Source organism: Niallia oryzisoli, assembly GCF_036670025.1.
GTDB lineage: Bacteria > Bacillota > Bacilli > Bacillales > Cytobacillaceae > Bacillus_BD > Bacillus_BD oryzisoli.
Map to the genome: position 1 here is coordinate 276885 of NZ_CP137640.1, position 24119 is coordinate 301003.

The following is a 24119-nucleotide window of genomic DNA, read 5'->3' on the forward strand; positions in this document are numbered from 1 at the left end:
GGAATATGGATAAACAAATAAAAAATGGAATGAAGAATAATCCTTATTGGAAGCATATTGGCTTAAAAGAAATAGAGTTAAGTGAAGGGGCTGCTATTTTAGAACTTCCAATTATCTACGAGATTACACAGAGCAGAGGTAATGTTCATGGAGGAGTGGTTGCGAGTTTAGTTGATGCAGCTGTGGGTGCAGCGCTTCGGTCTCTCCTTCCTGGTGGTAAAGCAGGGGTTACAGTGGAATTGAAAGTAAATTACCTTCGTCCTGCATCGGGTGATAGGTTGATTGCCAAAGGTCGAGTCATCAAAAAAGGCAATTCCCTTGTAGTTGGAGAAGCAACCATTTTAAACGATGAGGAAAAAGAAGTTGCCGTTGGCTTGGTGACTTACATGTTGAATTAGCTAGTAGATGTTTTCTTATTTCTTTATGCGCCGAATTCTGGTACTTTCATTGCTGAAATTTCATAGAAGGTGATTTTGAAGTTTAAATAAGCGCCTCCATTAAACAGGATATCACTTTCCCGTTTAATAACTTATTAGAAAATCCCTGTTTTAGATATGAAAACAGGGATTTATTTTTTTAACATGATGTATCAATGAAAAGTGAGTTTTGTCTGATATATATTAATCATTTTATAATAATTCAACTCGGAGGAAGTATGAAGCGGCACATTTTTTATATCGTAACTCCTTTTATTTTTATTTCTGTCTATGCAGCTAGACCCATGACATCTTTATTTGCAAACGAGCTAGACGCAACAATGTTCGAAATTGGAATGATCACCACCTGTTATTCGATTACACCACTTATTATAGCTATTTTTGCTGGGCGTTATATTGACCGATATGGGGAGAGAATTCCAATATTTCTTGGATCATTAGGATTATTTATTTCTTTGTGTCTTCCATACTTTTTTCCAAGTGTTCACATTCTATTTATCTCACAGCTCATCTTAGGTGGATCTCAATTACTTGCTACTTTAGCCGTTCAAAATGCAGTGGCGAGATCAACAACCTATAAGAATCGTGATCGTTCAGTTGGGACATTTAGTCTTTTTTCTTCAGCTGGGATGCTGATTGGGCCTATCATTGGAGGATATTCAACTGAACATTTTGGCTTTCAGCTGTCATTTTTGATTCTGTCATTTGTTCTCTTTGTCCCAATGGCTCTATCTTTTTTCATTTCTAAATCTTCAAGAACTTCTTCTATGTCAAATATAGAAAAGTCTACAAGTATGAAAGAACTGTTTCGAATTCCTGGCTTATCCCGAGTGGTTTTCGTCAGTATGCTGATCCTATCAGCCTTGGATATTTTCTATGTCTATTTTCCATTATATGCTCAATCTATAGGCCTAAACTTTTCACAAATCGGCTTGCTTTTAGGAGCACTAGCGGCAGCCAATGTTTTTGTGCGAATTTTTATGCCGAAATTAGTAATGATGTTTGGCAGGGTGACAGTGCTGTGGATCTTTATGATGATGGGTGCCATTTCTTTCGGCATGATTCCGTTTCTTCATGAATTTTCTTTGCTTTTTGCCGCTTCGTTTCTATTAGGAGCAGGTCTAGGTATTACCCAGCCTTTAACAATTGTCCTCTTATATAATATTTCTCCTCCTGATCAAACTGGAGAGATATTGGGGATTCGGCTGGCTTCTAACAGGCTTGGGCAAATGATTGTTCCATTTGTTTTTGCTAATTTAAGTACATTATTCGGATTAGGACCGATTTTATTTATTAAAGCAATTGTACTTGCAGCAGGTGCATTAACTGCACGCGGAATTATTGACAGGGTGAATCAAGAGGAAATATCGGAAGGAAGAGTAAAAATTCCTTAAATGATAGACATGTATGAAAAATTTTAAAAAATAACAATAGAAGCGTTTAAGAAAAGGGGGAAATTGTTATGCGTTTTGAAAATATTCTTATGTATAAAGATGGAGCTATCGGTGTAATCAAAATTAATCGACCTGAAGTGAGAAATGCACTTGATAATCAAACGGTTAGTGAAATTGAACAAGCATTACTCCAATGGGAAAATCATGAAGGCGTGAAAGTCATTTTACTTACAGGAGAAGGAACAAAATCCTTTGCGGCAGGTGCTGATATCAGACAGTTAAGGGAAAAGAGTGCAGTCGATGCATTGTTGCCAGGTCTTTCAGGATTATGCCAAAAGATAGAGCAAAGTATGAAGGTAACCATTGCGGCCATTAACGGATATGCTCTTGGAGGCGGATGCGAGTTAGCCTTAGCTTGTGATATCCGTGTTGCTGCTTCACATGCAAAGATCGGTTTGCCAGAGCTTAGCTTATCGGTTATCCCAGGAGCCGGCGGAACACAAAGGTTGTCAAGAATGCTGGGGAAAGGGACAGCCCTTGATATGATCTTAACTGGTGACATCATTACTGCGGAAAAGGCTGAAAGGATTGGCTTAGTTTCTACTGTCGTACCGATGGAAGAGTTATGGGAAACAGTCGTAGGGAAGGCTCGAAAAATTATTGAAAAAGGTCCAATGGCAGTGAAATTAGCGAAGATGGTCATTCATCAAGGATATGATATCGATATGAAGACAGCCTTAACATTAGAAAAATTTGCTCAAGCCATTCTTTTTAATTCTGATGATAAATTAGAGGGGACAACAGCCTTTTTAGAAAAAAGAACACCCCATTATCAAGGAAAGTAATTATTTGGTTCATAAACAAAACACTGCTATTTAAAAAATAAACAGACGGACTTAAATTAGTTCGTCTGTTTTTGTTTATATTTTAAACAAATGTGTTCAATTGATAAACGAAGAAGTGAAATTATTGTTTTTTTTTTAAAAGGATCTGTTAATGTTGAATGTTTAAAACGCCTATGGGGCATGTATTTAGCTTTTTTTTTCAGCTTGAATAATTTGCTGAACGCAGGCCCCATAGGCATTCGGAGCATCAACACCAGTGTTTAACAGGGTCTATAAAAAATCATTCTGATAAGTATTTATTAAAGTTGGCACGCATCTTGCTACTTGTAATTATGAAAGCAATTATAAATCAATCATACCAAAAGGGGAGAGTTTAAAATGGATTTCAACTTAAGCGAAGATTTACTAGAATTACAAAAATGGGCGAGAAACTTTGCAAAGGAAAAGTTCTCAGAAAAGGCATATACATGGACAAAAAATCATGAAGTACCTTGGGAAAATGCTAACATTCTAGCGGAAAATGGATTAATGGGCATGACTCTTCCAGTTGAGGACGGCGGTCAAGGAATGTCATTAGTTGAAGCGATAATTGTTATGGAAGAAGTGGCAAAAGTTTGTCCAAGTACAGCTGATATGCTTCAAGTCGGAAACTTCGGGGCGATTCGCCAATTGGCTGCCTATGGCTCAAAAGAATTGAAACAGCGTGTTCTTCCAACTATTTTAGCCGGTGAAAAGCTTATCTCTGTTGCGATGTCAGAGCCTAACGCAGGTTCTGCGGTAACAGACTTAAAAACGAAAGCTCGTATTGAAGGCGATAAAGTCATTATCAATGGATCAAAAGTGTTTAATACACATGGACCACATAATTCCTATTATGTTGTTTGGGTTAATTTTGGAGACAGTGTGAAAACGTGCGGTGCTGTATTAGTGGAAAGAGGCGCTCCTGGTTTTACCATTGGAAAAACGGAAACGCATATGTCTGGTGAAGAGCATTGCGCATTATACTTTGAAGATTGTGAAGTCTCAGTTGGCAATATTTTAGTTCCTGATAATGGATTTAAACGTTTGTTTACCATGTTTAACATTGAACGGATGGGAAATACATCTAGATCATTAGCATTAGCACAGGCTGCCTTTGACATGGCTGTACAGCATGCAAAGGAAAGAGAACAATTTGGACGTCCATTAGCTGAATTCCAAGGAACTCAATGGAAATTAGCTGAAATGAAAATGAAGTTAGAGGCTGGAAGACTTCTATTATATAAAGCTGCATCAAATGCGGATAAAGGGGCGCCAAATCCTTTGGAAGCAAATATGGCAAAGGCTTATATTAATACATCTGCATTTGAAGTAGCGCATGAAGCAGTTCAAATCTTCGGCGGTTACGGTTACTCTACTGATTACCCGCTAGAGTATATTTTTAGAAGAATTAGAGGCTGGATGATTGCCGGTGGAACTCCGGAAGTATTGAAAAATAAAATTGCTGAAGATGTATTAGGTATGAGATTTAGTCAAAGAAGACCAAAGACAGGGGGAGAAAAAGTTGTCACTAAATAATAATGTTTCCATTGCTATAGCAGAAAAACCACTCTTTTTAATGGAGCATGAAGGAGCCCAGCTTTTACAAGAGTTGGGGCTTCCAGTTGCCCAATCTCAACTGGTTCAAACGAAGCAAGAAGCGATTCAGTTTGCAGAAAAAATTGGATATCCTGTTGTACTTAAAGGGATGTCAAGAGATATTGTTCACAAGACTGAAGCAGGAATCGTTAAAATAAATGTCCAAAGTGCGGAAGAAGTGGAAGCAGCTTTTATTGAGATTATGGAGAACGCTTCAAATTACAATGATAATGCGGTCATGGCAGGAATTCTCGTGCAAAAAATGGCTCCAAAAGGAACAGAATTAATCTTTGGGGTGAAAAAGGATCCTGTATTTGGTCACCAGCTTGTGATTGGCTTTGGAGGAATCTTCGTTGAAATTATGAAGGATTTTGCCATGAGAATGATGCCGGTTTCTCTAGAAGATGTTGAAGAAATGCTGCAGGAATTGAAAACATACCCGATTATTAAAGGCTACCGCGGTCAAGAAGGGTTGAATCAGAAAGTTATAGCAGACATTTGTCTTGGATTAAATCAATTAGTAGAGCAAAGACCGGAAATTGAAGAGTTAGACCTCAATCCCGTTATTTTTGCAGATCAAGATGCTTTCATTTGTGATGTGAGGATTTTATTAGGAGAAAAGAAAGAAACAGAACCTAAGCGAAGATCACTTGAAAATCTTGAGAAAATGATTAACCCTGCTTCTATAGCGGTGGTTGGGGCATCTGCAAACGAAAAGAAAAATGGCGGACGGCTTTTCCGCTACCTGGTTGAAAATCAATTCCCTGGAAAGCTTTACCCAATTAATCCAGGTGCCTCTGAAATTAAAGGCTATAAAGCTTATCCAAATATCAGAGAAGTTCCGGAAGAGATTGATTTGGCTTGTATCATTGTTGAGGCAAAAAGCGTTCCAAAAGTCATGGAGGATTGTATCGCAAAAGGCGTAAAAGCAGTCATTGTATACTCCTCCGGCTTTGCGGAAGTAGGGGAAGAAGGGAAAAAACTTCAGGAAGAGCTACTGAATCTTGCGGAAAAAGGAAATATCCGTGTGCTTGGACCGAATTCCATAGGGATTGCGAGCCCATCCAAAAACATTTATACCGCTTTTGGAGCTGCCTTGGAATCAAAAGTGAAGCCACATGGGAATATTGGCTTTATCTCACAAAGCGGTGCAATGGGAAGTGCCCTCTTAAGCCGTGCATGGGAACAAAGTGCCGGTTTTAGCAGATGGGTAAGTGTTGGAAATGAAGCGGACTTGACCACGACAGATTTTATTGAACTATTGGCTGAGGATGAATTGACAAAGGTAATTACGGTCTTTATGGAAGGGATTAAAGATGTCAAAGCATTTGAACAAGCAACGGCCAAAGCTTTAGACGCAAAGAAACCGGTATTGGTGTTTAAAACAGGGAGGTCGGCAGTTGGAAAAAGAGCCGTGCAGTCTCATACCGGTTCCATTGCAGGGGATGATGCGGTTTATTCAACAGCATTCCAAAAGCTTGACGCTCTAAGAATTTCGAATTTAGATGAAATGATTGATGTGTCAAGAGCGTTCACGGTTCAAAAATTACCAAAGGGTAATCACATTGGTGTATTGACCGCTTCAGGCGGAGCTTGCAGTGTCATTGCGGATTTGTGTTCGGAAAAGGGATTAATCGTTCCAGAATTAACAGAAAGTTCCGAAATAATAAAAGAGCTTATCCCGCCATTTGGGAATGCGCAAAATCCAGTCGATGTAACAGCGGAGGTTATTGCTAAGCCTGAAATGTTCAAAAAAGTGTTGCAAACACTTGCCGAAGACCAGGAGATTGATGGAGTTATTGTCATGTTAACAACGAATGCTGATCCGGGTGCAGCGGTTATTGCAGAAGCGATTATGGAGGTTCAAAGAGATCAAGATAAACCGATTGTTGTTGGTCGTTTGGGAGCAGATGGAATTGCTCCAAAAGCAATGGAGCTATACGAGAAAGGAAATTTACCTGTCTACGCATCTCCAGAACGAGTAGTGAGCGTCATGAATTACCTAGTGAAATATAGCCAGCTGTTAAAAACTAAGTAAAGACCTGTATTTAATTGACTATATTTGCCTGCGTGAAAGAAGAAAGCAATGAAACAACCTTTCGCGCAGGATTTATCTAAAATAGCATACGGAGAACGGAGCGGAAACGATGAAGAAAATAGCTGTAATCGGAAGCGGTGTAATGGGATCAGGAATTGCCTATGCTGCTAGTGTCAATCATTTTCAAGTACAGCTTCAGGATATTAGCACAAAAGCATTAGAGAAAGCTGAAGCTTATATTAAAGCTGAAATGAAGAAAGCTGTCGAAAGGGGTTACATGACAGCAGAAGAAGAAATCGAAAGCTTTAATCGAATTACTTTTACAACAAGTATGGAGGAAGCAGCAGGGGAAGCGGATCTTGTTATTGAGGCAGCTCTTGAGAAGATGGACTTAAAAATTGAAATCTTTAAAAAGCTGGATGACATCTGCCCAGCACACACCATCCTGGCGACCAATACGTCAACGATGAGCCCGACCGAAATTGCAGCACAAACATCAAGACCTGATAAATGTATCGCCATGCACTTCTTCAATCCTCCTCACAAAATGAAACTCGTGGAAATCATCAGAGGCTTAAATACATCGGATGAAACCTATGAATCAACCAGACAGGTTGCAGAGCAAATGAAAAAGGAAACCGTTGAAGTCAATGAATTTCCGGGATTTGTAACAAGCCGGATGAATTGTTTAATAGGCAATGAAGCGATGAATATGCTGATGGAAGGTGTCGCATCTGCAGCAGATATCGATAAAGCCATCAAATTAGGGTTAAACCACCCAATGGGGCCGCTTGAAATGGCAGATCTTGTAGGATTGGATTCAAGGCTCCGAAATATGGAATATTTGTATCAAACATTAGGAGAAAAATATCGTCCAAGCCCGCTGTTAACAAAATATGTGAAGGCTGGAAGACTTGGAAAGAAATCAGGGGTTGGTTTCTTTGACTATCGTAATGAGGTGGAAAGTAAATGAGAAATGCAGTTATCGTTGATTCAGTTAGAACGGCTATCGGTCGTTTAGGCGGCAGTTTAAAAGATATCGAAGTAGATTATTTAGGAGCAAAAGTATTGGAGGAAATTGCTCTTCGTACAGGGATTGATAAAAATCAAGTAGATGAAGTCATTTTAGGACAAGGCAAACAAAGTGCTGATTCTTCCAATCTAGCAAGACTTTCATTATTGCGAGCTGGATATCCAATCGAAGTACCAGGCTACACCATTCATCGTCAATGTGGTTCAGGACTTCAAGCTATTAATAATGCCGTGCAGCAAATTCAATGCGGGCTGTCAGATGTAGTTGTTGCCGGCGGTGCAGAAAGCATGAGTACGGCCCCTTATTATATTCGAAAGGCTCGATATGGATATGGAGCTGGGAATGGTGAGATTTTAGATCCAAATACTGAAAGTCAGCCTAGGTCACAGCCAATAGATGTTTATGGGAAATTGAATATGGGAATCACAGCAGAAAATTTAGCGGAAAAATATCAAATTTCTCGTGCTGAACAGGATGAATTTGCCGCCCGCAGTCAAGAATTGGCTCTATCAGCTATAGAAAAGGGTATTTTTAATAAAGAAATTGTTCCATTTGAGATAAAAGGGAAAAAACAAACCGTTGTATTTGATCGAGACGAACATCCACGTCAAACATCCTATGAGAAACTTTCTATATTAAAGCCAGTTTTTAAAGCGGATGGTTCCGTTACAGCTGGAAATAGCAGCGGCAGAAATGATGGTGCATCGGCATTACTTGTTATGTCAGAAGAGGCGGCGGCAAAACAAGGATTGCAGTCAAAGGCAAGAGTAATTGCACAAGCTGCATCTGGTGTTTCTCCAGAAATCATGGGAATTGGACCTGTTCCTTCTACCCTGAAGGCATTAAAAATGGCAGGGCTAACCTTTGATGATATCGGTTTGATTGAATTAAACGAAGCTTTCTCGGCCCAAGCATTGTCCGTTATAAAAGAATGGAATATAGGCTGGGATAAAGTCAATGTAAACGGCGGTGCGATTGCTCTTGGTCACCCGATTGGAGCATCAGGTGCTATTTTAATGACAAAATTATTGCACGAAATGGAAAGACGCGGTGAAAAGTACGGTCTTGTCACCCTTTGTATTGCCGGGGGTATGGGGATTACGACAATCGTTGAGAATTTACAAATTTAATAGAATACGAGGAGAATAGAAATGAATATTTTTGTCTTGATGAAAAGAACCTTTGATACAGAAGAAAAGATCTTCATTAAAAACGGTCAGATCCATGAAGGGGATGCCGAATTCATTATAAATCCTTACGATGAATATGCCATCGAAGAGGCGATTGTATTAAAAGAAAAGCATGGTGGAGAAGTGACGGTTGTAACGGTTGGAGAAGAAGACGGTGAGGCACAATTAAGGACTGCACTTGCGATGGGAGCAGATAAAGCTATTTTAATTAATATAGAGGACTTGGACCACGTCGATACATACACCGTTGCGTCCATCCTGGTCAAATACTTAGAAAAACAAGAGATTGATTTAATTCTTGCTGGAAATATGACGGTTGATGGTGGCTCTGCGCAAATTGGACCTCTTGTTGCTGAAGGGTTAGGAATTGCTCAAGTGACATCCATCACCAAACTGGATGTAAATGACGGTAAAGCACTGATCGTAAGAGATGTGGAAGGGGATATGGAAACGATTGAAGTATCACTTCCAATTCTCGTGACAGCACAACAAGGATTAAATGAGCCGCGGTATCCGTCATTGCCAGGAATTATGAAAGCAAAGAAAAAACCGCTTGAAATTGTAGAACTTGATGATCTTGATATAGATGAAGAGGATGTTGAAGCAAAGACATCTTCGATTGAAGTTTTCCTCCCGCATGAAAAACAGGCCGGAAAGAGACTTGAGGGAGAAGCACGTGAGCAAGTGAAACAGTTAGTGTCATTATTAAGTTCAGAAGCAAAAGTATTATAAATAGGTGGGGTCATAATGAAAAAAATATTAACATTAGCTGAATTAAAAAACGGTGTATTACGGAATATTTCTTTTGAAACAATCGCAGCTGCTAAAAAGGCGGCAGACGGCGGAGAAGTAGTTAGTGTCCTATTGGGTGAACAAGAAGAAGGGATTACCGATGCTTTGATTCAATACGGGGCAGACAGAGTGATTGTTGTCAATCATCCACAATTAGCTTTGTATACAACAGATGCTTATCAGCAAGCAATGCTGCAGATCATCGAGCTTGAAAATCCAGATGGAATTTTTATGGGCCATACAGGAAATGCGAAGGATGTTGCACCTCGTCTTACAATGAAGCTGCAATGCGGGTTAGTTTCAGATGTAATTGCTATTGAAAAGAACGGGGAAGATGTTGTATTTACTCGTCCGATTTATTCAGGTAAAGCGTTTGAAAAGAAGAAAATAAATAATGGATTGTTGTTTGCCACCATCCGTCCAAATAATATTGCGTCACTTGAAAAGGATGAATCACGAAGCGGCGAAGTGACTTCTGTCAAAGTGGATATAAAAGATTTACGTATGATTGTCAAAGATGTCGTACGCAAAGCGACAAGCGGAGTAGACCTTTCAGAGGCAAAAATTGTTGTTTCCGGCGGTCGCGGCGTGAAGAGTTCAGAAGGGTTCAAAGTATTGCAGGAGCTGGCTGATGCATTAGGTGGAGCAGTTGGATCATCCCGCGGAGCTTGTGATGCCGGGTACAGTGATTATTCCTTACAAATTGGCCAAACAGGAAAAGTGGTCACACCTGACCTTTACATTGCCTGCGGAATCTCTGGTGCGATTCAGCACGTAGCCGGCATGTCCAACTCAAAAGTCATTGTTGCCATCAACAAGGATCCGGAAGCAAATATCTTCAGTATCGCTGATTATGGAATTGTTGGGGATTTATTTGAAGTAGTGCCTTTATTAGTAGAAGAGTTTAAAAGTGTGGCAGTTAACTAAATAAGTAGTATAGGGTGTCGGTGCCAGTCATCGATTGAAAGGGAGGAATTCAGTTCCTCCCATTTATTAAAAACAACCATGGGGGATGAAAGGGATGTTATCATTGTTGAATTTACTTGCTTTCCTGGCCGTGGCTGGATATGCAGTTTATTTGTTTATTAATCTATTATATACCCGGTATTTGTTTATTAAGCTTGGTAAAAAAGCTGAGTTTGAACCAAACCTGAAAGAACGTTTCAATCTGATTCTAGTCAACGGTTTCGGTCAGTCAAAATTATTCAAAGACAAGAAAAGCGGTCTAATGCATTTAATATTATTCTATACCTTTTTTATCATTCAAGTAGGACTCATAGAATTAATTATAAAGGGATTTATTAAAGGGTATGAATTTCCATTTGGTGAAGCGCATAAGTATTTTAGCTTGCTGCAGGAGTGGGCAACATTCCTTATGTTTCTGGCTGTCGTATACGGCTTTTACCGCCGTTATGGTGAAAAGCTAAAGCGTCTACAATGGAAGCGTGACGGCAAAGCCGCTTTTGTTTATATCGCATTAAGTACATTGACTTTATCCATTCTAGTTACTTTAGGACTCGAAGCGGTTATGTTGAATCATGAACCAAATCTGGTTTATGCTCCATTCTCCGGTGCGATTGCGCTGCTGTTTTCCGGTATTGGAACAACAGCGGGAACAGTGCTATTCTACGTATTTTGGTGGATTCATATGCTGACTGTCTTCACATTCCTTGTGTTTGTACCACAGTCAAAGCAGTTCCATGAATTATTTGCGATGGTCAATATCTTTTTTAAGAAAACTGGTCCTGTAGGGAAATTAAGAAAGATAGATTTTGAGGATGAGACAGCTGAGGAGTTTGGTGTTGGAAAAATTGAGGATTTTACACAGCAACAGTTGATTGATCTGTACGCCTGTGCTGAATGTGGACGATGTACCAATATGTGCCCAGCTTCAGGTACAGGAAAAACATTATCTCCAATGGATCTGATTGTGAAGATGAGGGACCATTTGACAGAAAAAGGAGCGGCCGTTACTTCAAGGCAGCCGTGGGCACCATCATTTGCTTTCAAAAACACGAAAGCAAATCAGTTAGCCTTAGCGGGCAGTGGTGCTGAAGAAGTTGCAGCAACGTTGGAAAGTGTTAGTTTAATTGGTGACGTCATTACAGAGGAAGAAATCTGGGCTTGTACAACATGTCGAAACTGTGAAGATCAATGTCCTGTCGCTAATGAGCATGTCGATAAAATTATTGATCTGCGTCGTTATCTTGTTTTGACAGAAGGAAAAATGAATCCGGATGCCCAGCGTGCGATTACGAATATTGAGCGTCAAGGCAATCCGTGGGGGATGAACCGTAAGGAACGTGTCAACTGGCGTGATGCAACTGAGGAGGTAACAATTCCAACGGCAAAAGAATCGAAAAAAGCAGGGGAAGAGTTTGACTATCTATTCTTCGTTGGTTCAATGGGATCTTACGATAACCGCAGCCAAAAGCTTACGCAGTCCTTTGTTCGTCTATTGAATCATGCAGGGGTAAAATTTGCCATTCTTGGAAACGAAGAAAAGAACTCCGGTGATACACCTCGCCGAATTGGTAACGAGTTTTTATTCCAGGAGCTGGCAAATGCCAATATTGAAACGTTTAAGAAATATAATGTGAAGAAAATTGTGACGATGGATCCTCATGCTTTTAACACCTTAAAAAATGAGTATCCTGAATTTGGCTTGGAAGCAGAAGTGTATCATCATACTCAATTACTAGCCATGCTGCTAGAAGAAGGAATGCTGAAGCCGAATAAGACCCTTGACGAAGTAATTACGTATCATGATTCCTGCTATTTAGGTCGTTACAATAATGTCTATGATGCGCCACGTGATATTTTGAAGGCGATTCCGGGTGTTACACTTGTTGAGCCTGAACGAAAACGTGAAACAGCTATGTGCTGCGGTGCCGGAGGCGGACTCATGTGGATGGAGGAAGATACCGGAACACGCATAAACGTGGCCAGAACTGAACAGCTGCTGGAAACAAATCCTACCATCATCAGTACAGGCTGTCCTTATTGCTTAACAATGATCGGGGATGGAACAAAGGCAAAAGAAGTGGAAGAAGAGGTTCAGACGCTGGATGTTGTTGAGATTTTGGAGAAATCGGTTATGTAATGCGATTCAAAAAGTTGTCCAGATTATTTTTGTCCACCCTTTGAACTAATTTAAGAGCATATAAAACTATATTAGTTTCTTAATAATAGAATATATTGATTTTGAAAGGAGATTATCGCATGCGAGATTGTCTAAAGGAAAATCTATTAGATATGAAGATAAATGAGTTGAAACAAGAGTTAGTCCAAATTGCTGGAGAAACAGGAATAAATAGCTCTGACACTTTAAATATCAGTAAAAAATTAGACCAACTAATCATCTTTAAACTAAAGAATCCAACTGCTGTAGTAGAAATTGCATAGAAAAGACACAACCAACAAAATGCAATTCTTTTTCATTCTATTAACTTTCGGGAGAAGGGGTGCTTTTTAGGGTGTTAAAGCCTTGAAAAGCAGTAGTAAACAGGCCCAGGCGACTGTATAGCAAAAACACAGGTCTCTGCGAAGCTGCAAGGCGAAGTATAGGGGCTGACGCCTCCCGTGGATGTTTTATAGAAAACTTATCTCCGATCTGAATGATATGTAGAATTAGGAAAAAGTGGTGAAGGCAGCTAAGCTGCTCGACGATTTTGTTTATATGGGCATTTAATAGCTAACGTAATTCCATTAGAGGAGATGTGTTTATGGAAGCAAAATATTGCAAAGAATCACGAGTGATACGAACAAGTCGTGTATTTCCGAATGATGTAAACAATCACAATACACTATTTGGTGGTCGACTAATGAGTGATGTGGATCAAGTTGCTTCAATATCTGCAGCGCGTCACAGTCGAAGAGAATGTGTAACAGCCTCCACTGATTCAGTTGACTTTTTACATCCCGTCCAGCCAACAGATTCAGTCTGCTTTGAATCGTACGTGACATGGACAGGCACCTCCTCGATGGAGGTATTTGTGAAAATTATTGCAGAAGACTTAAAAAGCGGTAAACGTAAAATTGCAGCGACTGCTCTCTTAACATTTGTCGCACTCGATCAGCATAAGCGTCCCACGCGTGTTCCCGAAGTCATTCCAGAAACCGAAGAAGAGAGAAAACTACATGAAACTGCACCAGAGCGGGCAAGAATACGCAAAGAAAGAAAACAAAAAAGCAAAGAGTTAGCCGCTTATTTAACAACAAGTAATCTCTGGGAACACAGTTTATGATAAAGCTGGTCGAGTTATACACGTCTGTCAGTTATAGGACAAGGGGAAAAGTTGTTTTTAATTAGAGGGAGTTTTCATGTGGGTTATCACTCTTTATTTTCGGTTCAAATATAACCATGTTTGAATTTGAGAAAGAAGAAGAAGCAAGAGAGGCTTTCAAAACCATGAAAGGCTGCTGAAATTGTTTATTTCACGAATTCTAATTTTATTTTACGCTAGTTACTATTTGAGGTATTTGTTATGTTAACTAAGGATTCCAAAGTTATTTATCCTTTTTACCAGGCTTAATTCTTTCAATTACTTTGTACTAGCATTAAGAAAATTAATCAGCCCCAGAATATGAGATCAGGGAGATAGGAAAATTGTTATGTTACGAAAAATCATCCATGAAATTCGTTCCTCTCCAACATGAATATTTCCTCATACCAAACATAGTTAGGACTGTTATATTTATCTATGATTGGTTCTGGTGTAAAAAAATCTATCAAATCCGGATATACTCAGAAAGTTATAAAAAGCGAGTTCATGGTGTAATTCTTTTCAATTGCCATAACGAGTTCAAATAGTTAATTAGAAAAATAATAATTAACAGAGCCTTTAGGTTATTTATACCTATAAATTACAGAATAATCTTACTACTTAAATAATTAATGTTTATAACGAGTTAATACAAAAGAAAGAAGTGTTCTTATGCGTAAGAATAGAAAATCATTTGAAGCGTTAGTACAAGATAATAAACAAGAATTACTAAAAGATAAACAAGCAATAGAAAAAATTGAAAAGCGTATAGAAACACGCCATGAGTTTAAAGGCTCACTTAACACAGCTAACTTTGTTGGAAAACTTAGACATACTGATATTAGTACTCTAAAAGGACGTGATCAGTATGGAAAAGAAAAATCTATTCCAGTGGAAACATTAACATATTATATAATATCTTAACCTCGTAAAGTGGAGTAGCGTCAGGTTTAAACTGAAAAAAAGTCGTCATTACAAGGATTACACCATCGGCTATGTTGGCATGCTTAGCAAGACCTTTGCCTAATTAGCATGAAAAGGTCTCTTTTTTTTACTTATATAGGGAGGAATATTAATGGAAATGGAATTTTTAACATCACTTTTTATGATTATTGCCATTGATTTGGTACTAGCAGGCGATAATGCGATACTAATTGGGCTTGCGGCAAGGAATCTACCTGTACATCAACAAAAGAAAGTGATTTTATGGGGATCAATTGGAGCTATTATTATTCGTACAATTGCAACTCTTGCAGTTGTATGGCTTTTGAATATACCGGGATTACATTTAGTTGGAGGTCTCCTTCTTGTCATTATTGCATACAAGCTGCTAGTTGAAGAAGATAAACAAGATGATATTAAAGCGGGAGACAATTTTTGGGCAGCCATTAGAACAGTAATTATAGCCGATGCATTAATGGGATTAGATAATGTATTAGCAGTAGCAGGTGCAGCGCACGGTAATACTTTGCTTGTCATAATTGGACTGCTTATTTCTGTACCTGTTGTGATGTGGGGGAGTACTTTAATCTTGAAATGGATTGAACGATTCCCAGTTATTATCAAAATTGGATCGGCAATCTTAGCTTGGACAGCATCGAAAATGATAGTAGGTGAACCCTTCATAAAAGAATTTTTCACAAATCCTTTCATTAAATATGGATTCGAAATAGTAGTCATTGCAGGAGTTATTATTGTTGGAAAACTAAAGGAGAATAAAGAGGTATTGAAGAATGAAGAAGAACGTGTAAATAATGAAATGAAGGAAGTACAAAAGGCCGGGTCGAATTAAAGGTATTTCTGAGATAAGTTTATTTAACTGGGTGTCGTTTTCCGCCCAACGGCTGAAAATAGAAAGGCAGCCCTGTATATGATATCTAACAAAGTACCTTCATTCTTCAATAATTTCTTTTTGGCCTTTTACTTTATCTATGTCTACCCAAAGGATAAACTTATCAATATTATCTTAAAAGTTGATTCGAAATTTGATGAAATTTTTTGGTGATAGAAATATTTGTGTATTTTTTAAAAATTAAAGAATCAATAATTATAAACGTTTTTTCTTAAGATATGAAATTGTCCTGGTTTTAATCTTCAAATAACCCAATCTCGTAATGAGGTGATGAAGAGCCATAATGATTAATTTAATTATTCAATAAAAGGCGCAATCTTTGTATAAGGGATTGTGTCTTTTTTTGGTTAAGCAAGGGCTTCATGGATGTGTTTTCTCAGTTAATCTTTATGGTTCCCTATGCTTGAATTCATACTTGCTAGCTACAAAAAAATTGGGCTTATGTACGTATAATATCGAATTTGGTTTCCTTCAGAAAGTAAATCCCACATTAGAATTTCCAACCATAATCACATGTGATTTTAAAGTAATAAATGAAAACAGGGGTTGTGATAACTCAGGTTTAGATTTTTTATGTAATGTAAAATAAATTCAGTCTATATATGTATATTAGTTGTAATAGTTAAAAAAGTCACTTTAACGTTAATATTTCAGTGTTCGAAAAAGTTCCATTTAATGTATAGATATGAAATTGAATATTTCAGGGAGAACTAAAAGGGGTCCTACGTAATGCCTTAATGGAAGAATGCATGCTTGGAGATGCTGGATTGATGACAGGTCATTGAAGACTTCCTTACACCAATGATTGACATTGTCAAAGCAGTTGAGCTTGATTATCAACGGGAATCGGCTCAATCCTCATATTGCGGTAGCGCATGGATGTCCAGGCAACCGGAAAACCCGGGTCTTTGACAGAAACTAAGTCGCCTTTCTGCAGGAGGGCTTGTGCAATGATATCCATCGTCTGCCTTGCCCCTAAGGTGAGAAGAATTTGATTGGGCTGAACATGAATGCCTCTTTCAATGGCTAAGTAGCGGCTGATTTGTTCCCTTACAGAGTATAATCCGTAAGGGGAGCTTTAGCCCCAGTCAAAGACATTTTCCTCTCTCATCGCCGAATTAGAAGCACGCCGCCATAATTTTTGAAAGGTTGGATCAATATAAGGCACATGAAGACGAAAGTCTATTTCTGCTTTTTCATCATGATCTACCTCAGGCCAGTGATCAACCCCCTCCGATTTCTCTTCTAGGAAAGGTTTCGACGGAATTACAGGAACAGTATGTTCAGCCTTTTCACCATTGTTATCAGGCATAATCTCACACACCCGTGTCCCACCTCTGCGTGAGGTTATGACATATCCCCGAGATTGCAGTTCTTCGTAAGCAATCTGCACACTAGATCTTGAAATCGAAAGCTCCTGTGCCAGCTGACGGGTAGGAACCAACGGATCACCCGGTGCAAGCTGTCCATTTGTAATATATTCAATCACCTAATCCACAATCTGTAACCAAATTGTTCTTTTATCCTTTTTATCGAGTTTAATATACATAAATATCCAAACTCCTAACCAATGAATATGGATTGTTATTACTATCATAAAATAGTTTTATGGATAAATCCATATTTTTTGTGTCAGGCACTGAAACTACCATTTTACGAGATATAGATACTATTATGATCATGATGCATGAAGAAACGTTTAGACCTGTCGCACCAGTACAAAAGTTTTCCTACGATGAAGAAACTATTTTTAGAAAACCATACACCTTATTCGATTTTCCTGACGTAGCCCCATATTTATCGGATTTTTTTAGTTATATTGTCTAAAAAGCAGAAAAAAATCTTCATACAATTTGTGTATTGTTTAGGTTTTTTATTCTTGTTAATCTAATAAATATACAGAAAACTCAGAACTTTCTTATGGATTGTTATATAAGAAGGTTGGAAAGGTAGTGATATTTCAGTGTTATGTAAAGAAACTGAGTTTCCTTAGAGGATTCATAAGATAAAAATGAAAAAGCAGGAATGCGGATTTGATGTCTTAATTAGTACGAATCCCGCTCATATGAATGACTTGTCAGGGTATGATGGTTATTCATATTACTTGTGCAAGAACTAATGATTACATCGGATAAGGACGAGCCTATATGGATGTGAAGGGATGGATGCTGATGATACGAAATGACCACAAGGATGCATGAGGAACATATAAGCGGATACAGTGATCATTTTGTACAATCGGACACTAGCTATCTGACGCAATAGTTTTCACAAATAATAGCAGTACATACTTTACTTGAAATGTACTAAACCAATTAGGCTTGAATAACCGCTTTTAATGAAAGCGTTTTCTTAATTATGACGAGAAATAAAGAAAATAGTAGCGGCTTTAAAGATTGAAGTTCAATATAAAAAGTTCCACCGAATTTAATTTACAACATGTATGAAATAACACTGGGATTTGACCCCATCAATGCCCGCAGCTTTCCCGTAAAACAAAGACTTGAATGGAAGCAAGTTATCAAGATAATCGCCTTAAAATCAAAAAATAGTATTAGGTACCTTCAATTCTATTTTCGCTCAAATTGCATAAGTATCGTTTTTCCTTTTATTTGAACGAATATCTATCAATCTACTCAAGAAAATTTTTTATCTTATAAATGTAATGAAGATGGATGGAGGAAAATTAAATATGAGTAATTTAAAAAAAGAGGATATTATTGTTGTAGATACGAAGGTTGCTAAGCAAACTGTTGTCGTTACTTCGCTTGGTAATGCAATGGAATGGTTTGACTTTGGTCTCTATGCGTATTTAGCTGTTACGATTGGTAAAGTTTTTTTTCCTGAGATTGACCCTGCCCATCAATTGATTTATGCATTTGCTACTTTTGCCATTGCATTTATCGCACGTCCAGTCGGCGGTTTTGTTTTTGGGATGTTGGGAGATCGAGTGGGCCGAAAGAAAGTCCTCTCTCTTACACTAATAATGATGGCCGCTTCTACATTATTTATCGGCCTCATTCCAAGCTATTCCACTATCGGTATTGCAGCTCCTATCTTGCTACTGATTGCCAGGTTAGTCCAAGGGTTTTCAACTGGAGGCGAATATGCGGGTGCCATGACTTATATAGCTGAATCAACATCGGATAAAAAACGAGGTTTTTTAACAAGTGGTTTAGAGGTTGGAACAGTTGTAGGTTTTTGTGCCAGTGCCGCATTAGTCACTCTTTTGACATACCTTATCGGTCCTGACCGAATGGTTGAATGGGGTTGGCGAATCCCATTTTTAATTGCTGGACCTATGGGATTTATTGGTTTTTATTTGCGTTCTCGCTTAGAGGAAACGCCTGCATTCAAGGCGATGGAAGAAGCAAAGGAAGATGATCGTCATCGTGCTTCTTTGAAAGAAATTTTGACAAACCATTGGAAGCCTCTTTTCATTTGCATAGGAATTGTGTTCTTTTATAACACATCGCTATATATGGTTCTCACGTATATGCCATCTTATTTAACTCAAGAACTTGGCTACGGTGAAACAAAAGGATTAGTTTTTAATCTTCTTGTGATGATTTTGCTGATTCCGATTATTTTAGGGATGGGTTATTGGAGCGATCGCATTGGCCGCAACAAAATTGTTAAAGGAGCTCTAATTGGTACGATATTACTTAGTGTACCAGCCTTTATCATGATGAGTTCAAACAACAACCTTGTTGTTTTTGCTGGATTGTTAATCCTTGGCATTACGCTCGCTGCCTTTCAAGGTGCTCTTCCTGCAACATTACCATCCCTATTTTTTACTAAGGTACGTTACGGCTCGCTTGCGATCACGTATAATGTTTCTACCTCTTTATTTGGTGGTACAACCCCGCTAGTTATTGCTTGGCTCGTGAGTCTGACGAAGAACAGCATGGTCCCTGCCTATTACTTGATGGCAGTTTGTATCATCGGACTTGTAGTCGTTGGCTTTTTTGTAAAAGAAACAGCCGGCAGGTCGTTACGCGGATCTGCACCAACTGTAGATGATCCAAGCGAAATCAATGAACTATTGAAAAACCCAGATAAGGCTCTCTGGTGGAAAGAAGAATTGCCAGTAGAAGCAGTGGTAGAAGGTAAGTTTAATCCAAACGTCACTGCAAAATAACATAGGAATAAATATCGTAAAACACCTTATAAAGGACTTACTTATGAGGTGTTTTACCTTTGTTTGAGTCGATTAGTATTTCCAGATGATAAACTAGTGCAATAAATCACGTGCTTGATTGACTTCTCATTGGTGCACGAAAACTTACAGACGAATATCACCTTAATAACAGTCAAATCAAAAATCACTAAAAAAATACTATTGACACAAAAATATTTTGTATATTAAGAATTATTGCAATATATCGATAATTAGATATAATAAAAATATAGGATATGGGGTGGATTTATTGATCAAGGCATATGAAAGATTACAAAGTGGGCAGTTCATTCAAAAAATATGGAAAGCAAGAAAACAAATTAAACCAATAATTTCAACAACCTCATTGATTCATTCCTTACCTCTCTCTGAAAAAGTAGACTCAAATGTCTATCTTAAACTAGAAAATCTTCAGAAAACGGGGTCCTTTAAGGTTCGTGGAGCGGCTAATAAAATTTTAAATTTGACCGAAGAAGAAAAAAGATGTGGGGTCGCAACATTTTCAACAGGGAATCATGGTTTGGCAGTTGCTTATGTTGCTCAAAAATTAGGTATACAATCTACCATTTGTATATCCAACCGTGTTCCGAAGGCAAAAGTAGATGCATTAAAAAAATCTGGTGCACAAATTGAAATGATTGGGGACAGTCAAGACGATGCAGAGAAATATTGCTATGAACTCGAAGAAAGGTATGGTATGACAGTCGTTAAGCCATTTGATGATCTTGATGTTATTGCTGGTCAAGGAACCATTGGATTTGAGATTCTCGAGGAAGTCCCCGATCTTGAGGCATTGCTTGTTCCGTTATCAGGTGGAGGTTTATTAGCAGGTACAGCTCTTGCGTTAAAATCTATTAATCCGTCTATTCAAGTGATTGGCGTCTCAATGGAGAGATCACCTGTCATGTATGAAAGCATTAAAGTAGGAAATCCGGTCGTGCTGAGAGAACAGTATACATTAGCTGATAGTTTGCTAGGTGGGATAGGATTAAATAATGAGTATACTTTTAACATGATTAAAGAAAACGTTGATGATCTTCTTCTCGTTTCTGAAGAGGAAATTGCTGAAGGAATGGGATTCATGATAGATGCCCACCGAATGGTTGTTGAAGGAGCCGCTGCTGTTGGTATGGCAGCAATTTTAAATAAAAAATTATCAAAAATATATAGAAAAATTGGAACGATCGTTACTGGATGTAATGTTGATTTATCTGTTGTCACTCATGTCCTTCAAAACTATGTACAAAAGGATGGATAAATTATATCTTCTTATGAAAGCTGGACGTCCAATTAGAAACTCCAAAATCATTACAAAGGAGAGATGGTGAACATGCTGCATGTCAGTGATATTATCGAGCTTCCCCTATTGAAAAACTCCAAAATAAAATCAGGTAAAGAGGTTTTAGGTAACAGGTTGATTGAATGGGTTTCGGTTATTGAAAGTCCCGTTGAAAACTTTGTCAGAGAAAATGAATTTGTACTAAGTACAGGAATTGGCTGTTATGAGGATATTGATATTCTATTAGAATTTGTAAAAGATGTATATAATTCGGGGGCATCAGCATTAGCCATTGCTACAGGCCGCTACATATTTGAAATTCCTGAAGAAATCATACAATTTGCAGAAGAAAGAAATTTTATTTTAATTGAAATTCCATGGGAGATTCGCTTCGCTGATATCATTCATGAAGTGATGAGAGAATTAAACGTGATTCAACAGCAGGATTCAAAACGTTCAAATGGGATTCATCAAAAGTTAATTCAAATGATTTTAGATGGTAAAAACCTAGGGCAAATTTCAAATTATGTAGAAGAAGAGCTGGACCTTCCCATTTTAATTTTAGACAAGAAGGGAAACCAGGTAGCTGGCAGTGCTAAACAATCAAAGGTCTTTAGTATAAGAAATCAATTAATTAAAATGCAAAAAAATCAAGAAGCCTCCAACCATCCGTTACATTCTAAAATAAGAAAAATATCTGATGAAGAATCGAACTTGTATCATCTCCCCATTCAAACAAATGGAGTACATGAAGGGGAAATATGTGTTCTTTCTAATATAAAGTATCAGTTGAATCAGCAAGAGATTCATATTATTGAACATGCTATGATGGCTTGTGCATTATGGTTTTCTCGAAATAGTGTCGTTACGAAAGCTGAGATGCGCTTGCAAAATGACTTTTTATTAAGGATGATCAGGGGTGAGAATCTATCTGAGGAATATAAAATGACGCAAGCAGAGCAGTTTCAATACAATTTGAATATCCCCTATGAATGTATTATTGGGTATCCAGAGAATTTAGCATCATTGATGGAAAAAGAGCATAAAAGACACCCCAAAAATAATAATTGGCTAGAAAAAATGATTATTTATATAAAGGAAGAATTGCTATTTGCAGCAGAAGCTGTTAAACATCAAATGCTATTTGCTTATGAAGGAGATCTGATTATTATTTTTTTAGAAGTAACGAAAGAATCTAATACTGATTCAGTTAATCATTTTTTAGATTTGGTTGAACGAAGATTAAAACATTTATTTCCTAGTTTAACTTTTTCATGGGGAATCGGAAAACATAAAGATGGGAATGGAGACTTTTCCCAAAGTTTCAAAAAAGCTAAAGCGGCATTAGATATGGGAAGGACTCAAATTGGAATTGGAAAACGGGTAAATTTTGATGAAATGCGCATGAATCGGTTATTACTCAATTTGGCAATAAATGAAGAAGTGCAAGAAATCATAGCTGCCCCTATTTTACCATTGGTTGAATATGACGAGAAACGGGATATGGATTTAATTAATACGTTCAAAGCTTATAACAGAAATAGTGGAAATGTAAGTCAAACAGCACGTGAACTTAATCTTCACCGTCAATCACTTTTATACCGGTTAAGAAAAATTGAATCATTAACAGGACTATCACTCGTTAATCCAGATGATCTTTTCCTGTTGGATTTTAGTATTCGAGTTTGGTCAACAGGTGTCATTAAGAGAGAACAAATCAATACAAATCTCTCTAATATAAATGGATTGTAAAAAAGGGAGTTTGGTACAGGGATACTCTGTACCAAACTCCCTTTTTTACATACTTTTCAAGTAAAAACTCTGTTAAAAAAGAAAAAAGGTCTACTATATGATTCAAATTGTATAAAAACAATTTCTGAAAATTCATACATATTAGCGAATGTTTTATTGAAGCATTCCCTCTATAATGAAATTAACAAATGGTCATAACTTTTTAAAACACAATATTGATACAGTAAAGCGAGGGAATATGATGTTGCCATTTAGTTTAAAAGAGTATAAAAAACGATTGGATCAAACAAAGAAAAGTATGCTGGAAAGAGGAATTGAAGTTTTAATTGTGACGAACCCAGCAAATATGAATTATCTTTCTGGATATAATAGCTGGTCATTCTATGTTGATCAAATGCTAATTGTTATAGTCGATGAGGATCAACCGATATGGATAGGCAGAAAAATGGATGCGAATGCAGCAAAGGCCACTACATGGCTTTATCATGAAAATATAATCCCTTATCCAGAAGACTATGTCCATTCTAAAACAAAGCACCCTAGTGAATTTGCTGCTCAAATATTAACCCAAATTGGCCAATCAAAAAGCCGAATTGGACTTGAAATGGATTCTTATTATTTTTCAGCACAATCCTATGAATGTTTAAAGAGAAATCTTCCAAATGCGATATTCTCTGATGCTAGTTTGCTAGTCAACTATGTCCGTATTATTAAATCAGATCAGGAGATTGAATTCATTAAGAGAGCAGCAAAAATTGTAGAAATCGGCATGCAAACGGCTGTGAATTCGATCCAAGAAGGCGTTAGAGAGTGTGATGCAGTTGCCAATATTTATGGAGACTTAATCCGTGGGACGAAAGAATTTGGGGGTGATTACCCTGCAATCGTACCAATGCTGCCTGCTGGAGAAAATACATCTACCCCACATATCACTTGGACAGATAAAAAATATACAAATAATCAAATGGTTATCATTGAAATCGCAGGATGCTACCAGCGCTACCATTCACCACTAGCACGTACCGTTTCACTTGGAAAGCCAAGTCAAGAAGCATTGGATGTATCCAAAATTGTAGTGGAGGGATTAAACGCAGCGCTTGAAGTAGTCAAACCAGGTGCTACTTGTGAAGAGCTTGAAATCGCCTGGTCAAAAGTTATTTCCAAGCATGGAATTGTCAAAGATTCAAGAATTGGTTATTCAATGGGATTAAATTATCCGCCTGATTGGGGCGAGCATACAGCGAGCATTCGCAGAGGAGATCACACCGTATTACAGCCGAATATGACGTTTCACTTAATACCAGGATTATGGTTTGATCATTATGGGATTGAGATAAGTGAATCTTTCAGAGTGACAGAGACTGGCTGTGAAGTGCTCACGAATTTTCCAAGAGAGTTGTTTGTAAACGAAAATTATAATCTTAAAGTTTAATAGAGTTTACAAG

Annotated in this window: 19 protein-coding genes, 1 pseudogene and 1 other annotated feature; of the genes and pseudogenes, 18 read left to right on the forward strand and 2 right to left on the reverse strand. The window is 37.8% G+C overall.

Features of this window, described 5'->3' with window-relative positions; translation table 11 throughout:
* The first annotated feature begins 5 nt into the window (after positions 1 to 5).
* The 14 genes from R4Z09_RS01425 (at position 6) to R4Z09_RS01490 (ending at position 15403) form a co-directional block, all read left to right on the forward strand.
* On the forward strand, positions 6 to 398 hold the full coding sequence (locus R4Z09_RS01425) for a PaaI family thioesterase (protein ID WP_338450647.1): 393 nt from the start codon (positions 6 to 8) through the stop codon (positions 396 to 398).
* Between the two features lie 257 nt (positions 399 to 655).
* Positions 656 to 1831: an MFS transporter gene (locus tag R4Z09_RS01430; RefSeq protein ID WP_338450648.1), complete on the forward strand. Its 1176-nt coding sequence runs from the start codon at positions 656 to 658 to the stop codon at positions 1829 to 1831.
* Between the two features lie 68 nt (positions 1832 to 1899).
* On the forward strand, positions 1900 to 2676 hold the full coding sequence (locus R4Z09_RS01435) for an enoyl-CoA hydratase/isomerase family protein (protein ID WP_338450649.1): 777 nt from the start codon (positions 1900 to 1902) through the stop codon (positions 2674 to 2676).
* Positions 2677 to 3054: 378 nt separating this feature from the next.
* The gene (locus tag R4Z09_RS01440) at positions 3055 to 4233 is read left to right on the forward strand and encodes an acyl-CoA dehydrogenase family protein (protein ID WP_338450650.1); all 1179 of its coding nucleotides are present in this window, start codon (positions 3055 to 3057) and stop codon (positions 4231 to 4233) included.
* Entirely contained in the window at positions 4220 to 6331 is a 2112-nt protein-coding gene (locus R4Z09_RS01445) for an acetate--CoA ligase family protein (RefSeq protein WP_338450651.1), read from the forward strand. The genes R4Z09_RS01440 and R4Z09_RS01445 overlap by 14 nt, the downstream gene beginning before the upstream one ends.
* A 109-nt stretch (positions 6332 to 6440) precedes the next feature.
* The gene (locus tag R4Z09_RS01450) at positions 6441 to 7304 is read left to right on the forward strand and encodes a 3-hydroxyacyl-CoA dehydrogenase family protein (RefSeq protein ID WP_338450652.1); all 864 of its coding nucleotides are present in this window, start codon (positions 6441 to 6443) and stop codon (positions 7302 to 7304) included.
* The gene (locus R4Z09_RS01455) at positions 7301 to 8494 is read left to right on the forward strand and encodes a thiolase family protein (RefSeq protein ID WP_338450653.1); all 1194 of its coding nucleotides are present in this window, start codon (positions 7301 to 7303) and stop codon (positions 8492 to 8494) included. Before R4Z09_RS01450 ends, R4Z09_RS01455 begins: the two co-directional genes overlap by 4 nt.
* Positions 8495 to 8515: 21 nt before the next feature.
* Positions 8516 to 9286 carry an electron transfer flavoprotein subunit beta/FixA family protein gene (locus R4Z09_RS01460; protein ID WP_338450654.1) on the forward strand — a complete coding sequence of 257 codons (771 nt, stop codon included), beginning with the start codon at positions 8516 to 8518 and terminating at the stop codon, positions 9284 to 9286.
* A 12-nt stretch (positions 9287 to 9298) separates the two neighbouring features.
* The gene (locus R4Z09_RS01465; RefSeq protein WP_338453174.1) at positions 9299 to 10273 is read left to right on the forward strand and encodes an electron transfer flavoprotein subunit alpha/FixB family protein; all 975 of its coding nucleotides are present in this window, start codon (positions 9299 to 9301) and stop codon (positions 10271 to 10273) included.
* 85 nt (positions 10274 to 10358) lie between these two features.
* Positions 10359 to 12449 carry a (Fe-S)-binding protein gene (locus R4Z09_RS01470; RefSeq protein ID WP_338450655.1) on the forward strand — a complete coding sequence of 697 codons (2091 nt, stop codon included), beginning with the start codon at positions 10359 to 10361 and terminating at the stop codon, positions 12447 to 12449.
* A gap of 119 nt (positions 12450 to 12568) precedes the next feature.
* On the forward strand, positions 12569 to 12751 hold the full coding sequence (locus R4Z09_RS01475; protein WP_338450656.1) for a Spo0E family sporulation regulatory protein-aspartic acid phosphatase: 183 nt from the start codon (positions 12569 to 12571) through the stop codon (positions 12749 to 12751).
* 34 nt (positions 12752 to 12785) lie between these two features.
* Positions 12786 to 12968, forward strand: a sequence feature (23S ribosomal RNA rRNA prediction is too short).
* A gap of 103 nt (positions 12969 to 13071) precedes the next feature.
* Positions 13072 to 13593: an acyl-CoA thioesterase gene (locus tag R4Z09_RS01480; RefSeq protein ID WP_338453175.1), complete on the forward strand. Its 522-nt coding sequence runs from the start codon at positions 13072 to 13074 to the stop codon at positions 13591 to 13593.
* A gap of 690 nt (positions 13594 to 14283) precedes the next feature.
* Entirely contained in the window at positions 14284 to 14535 is a 252-nt protein-coding gene (locus R4Z09_RS30960; protein WP_422392238.1) for an FbpB family small basic protein, read from the forward strand.
* A gap of 151 nt (positions 14536 to 14686) precedes the next feature.
* Positions 14687 to 15403, forward strand: coding sequence for a TerC family protein (locus R4Z09_RS01490; RefSeq protein ID WP_338450657.1), 717 nt, complete (start codon positions 14687 to 14689; stop codon positions 15401 to 15403).
* A gap of 874 nt (positions 15404 to 16277) precedes the next feature.
* Here R4Z09_RS01490 and R4Z09_RS01495 read toward each other — a convergent pair.
* Both R4Z09_RS01495 and R4Z09_RS01500 read right to left on the reverse strand, forming a co-directional pair.
* Positions 16278 to 16523 (reverse strand): annotated as a pseudogene (locus R4Z09_RS01495) (PLP-dependent aminotransferase family protein); the annotation flags it as partial.
* Between the two features lie 18 nt (positions 16524 to 16541).
* On the reverse strand, positions 16542 to 16952 hold the full coding sequence (locus R4Z09_RS01500; protein WP_338450658.1) for a GntR family transcriptional regulator: 411 nt from the start codon (positions 16950 to 16952) through the stop codon (positions 16542 to 16544).
* A gap of 1176 nt (positions 16953 to 18128) precedes the next feature.
* Here R4Z09_RS01500 and R4Z09_RS01505 point away from each other — a divergent pair.
* The 4 genes from R4Z09_RS01505 (at position 18129) to R4Z09_RS01520 (ending at position 24106) form a co-directional block, all read left to right on the forward strand.
* Positions 18129 to 19604: an MFS transporter gene (locus R4Z09_RS01505; protein WP_422392239.1), complete on the forward strand. Its 1476-nt coding sequence runs from the start codon at positions 18129 to 18131 to the stop codon at positions 19602 to 19604.
* A 289-nt stretch (positions 19605 to 19893) separates the two neighbouring features.
* On the forward strand, positions 19894 to 20901 hold the full coding sequence (eutB, locus tag R4Z09_RS01510; protein WP_338450660.1) for a hydroxyectoine utilization dehydratase EutB: 1008 nt from the start codon (positions 19894 to 19896) through the stop codon (positions 20899 to 20901).
* 72 nt (positions 20902 to 20973) lie between these two features.
* Complete coding sequence (locus R4Z09_RS01515) at positions 20974 to 22674, forward strand: PucR family transcriptional regulator (RefSeq protein ID WP_338450661.1); 1701 nt, start codon at positions 20974 to 20976, stop codon at positions 22672 to 22674.
* Between the two features lie 241 nt (positions 22675 to 22915).
* A complete protein-coding gene (locus R4Z09_RS01520) occupies positions 22916 to 24106 on the forward strand; it encodes a M24 family metallopeptidase (protein WP_338453176.1) in 1191 nt (396 codons plus the stop codon).
* Positions 24107 to 24119: the final 13 nt, after the last annotated feature.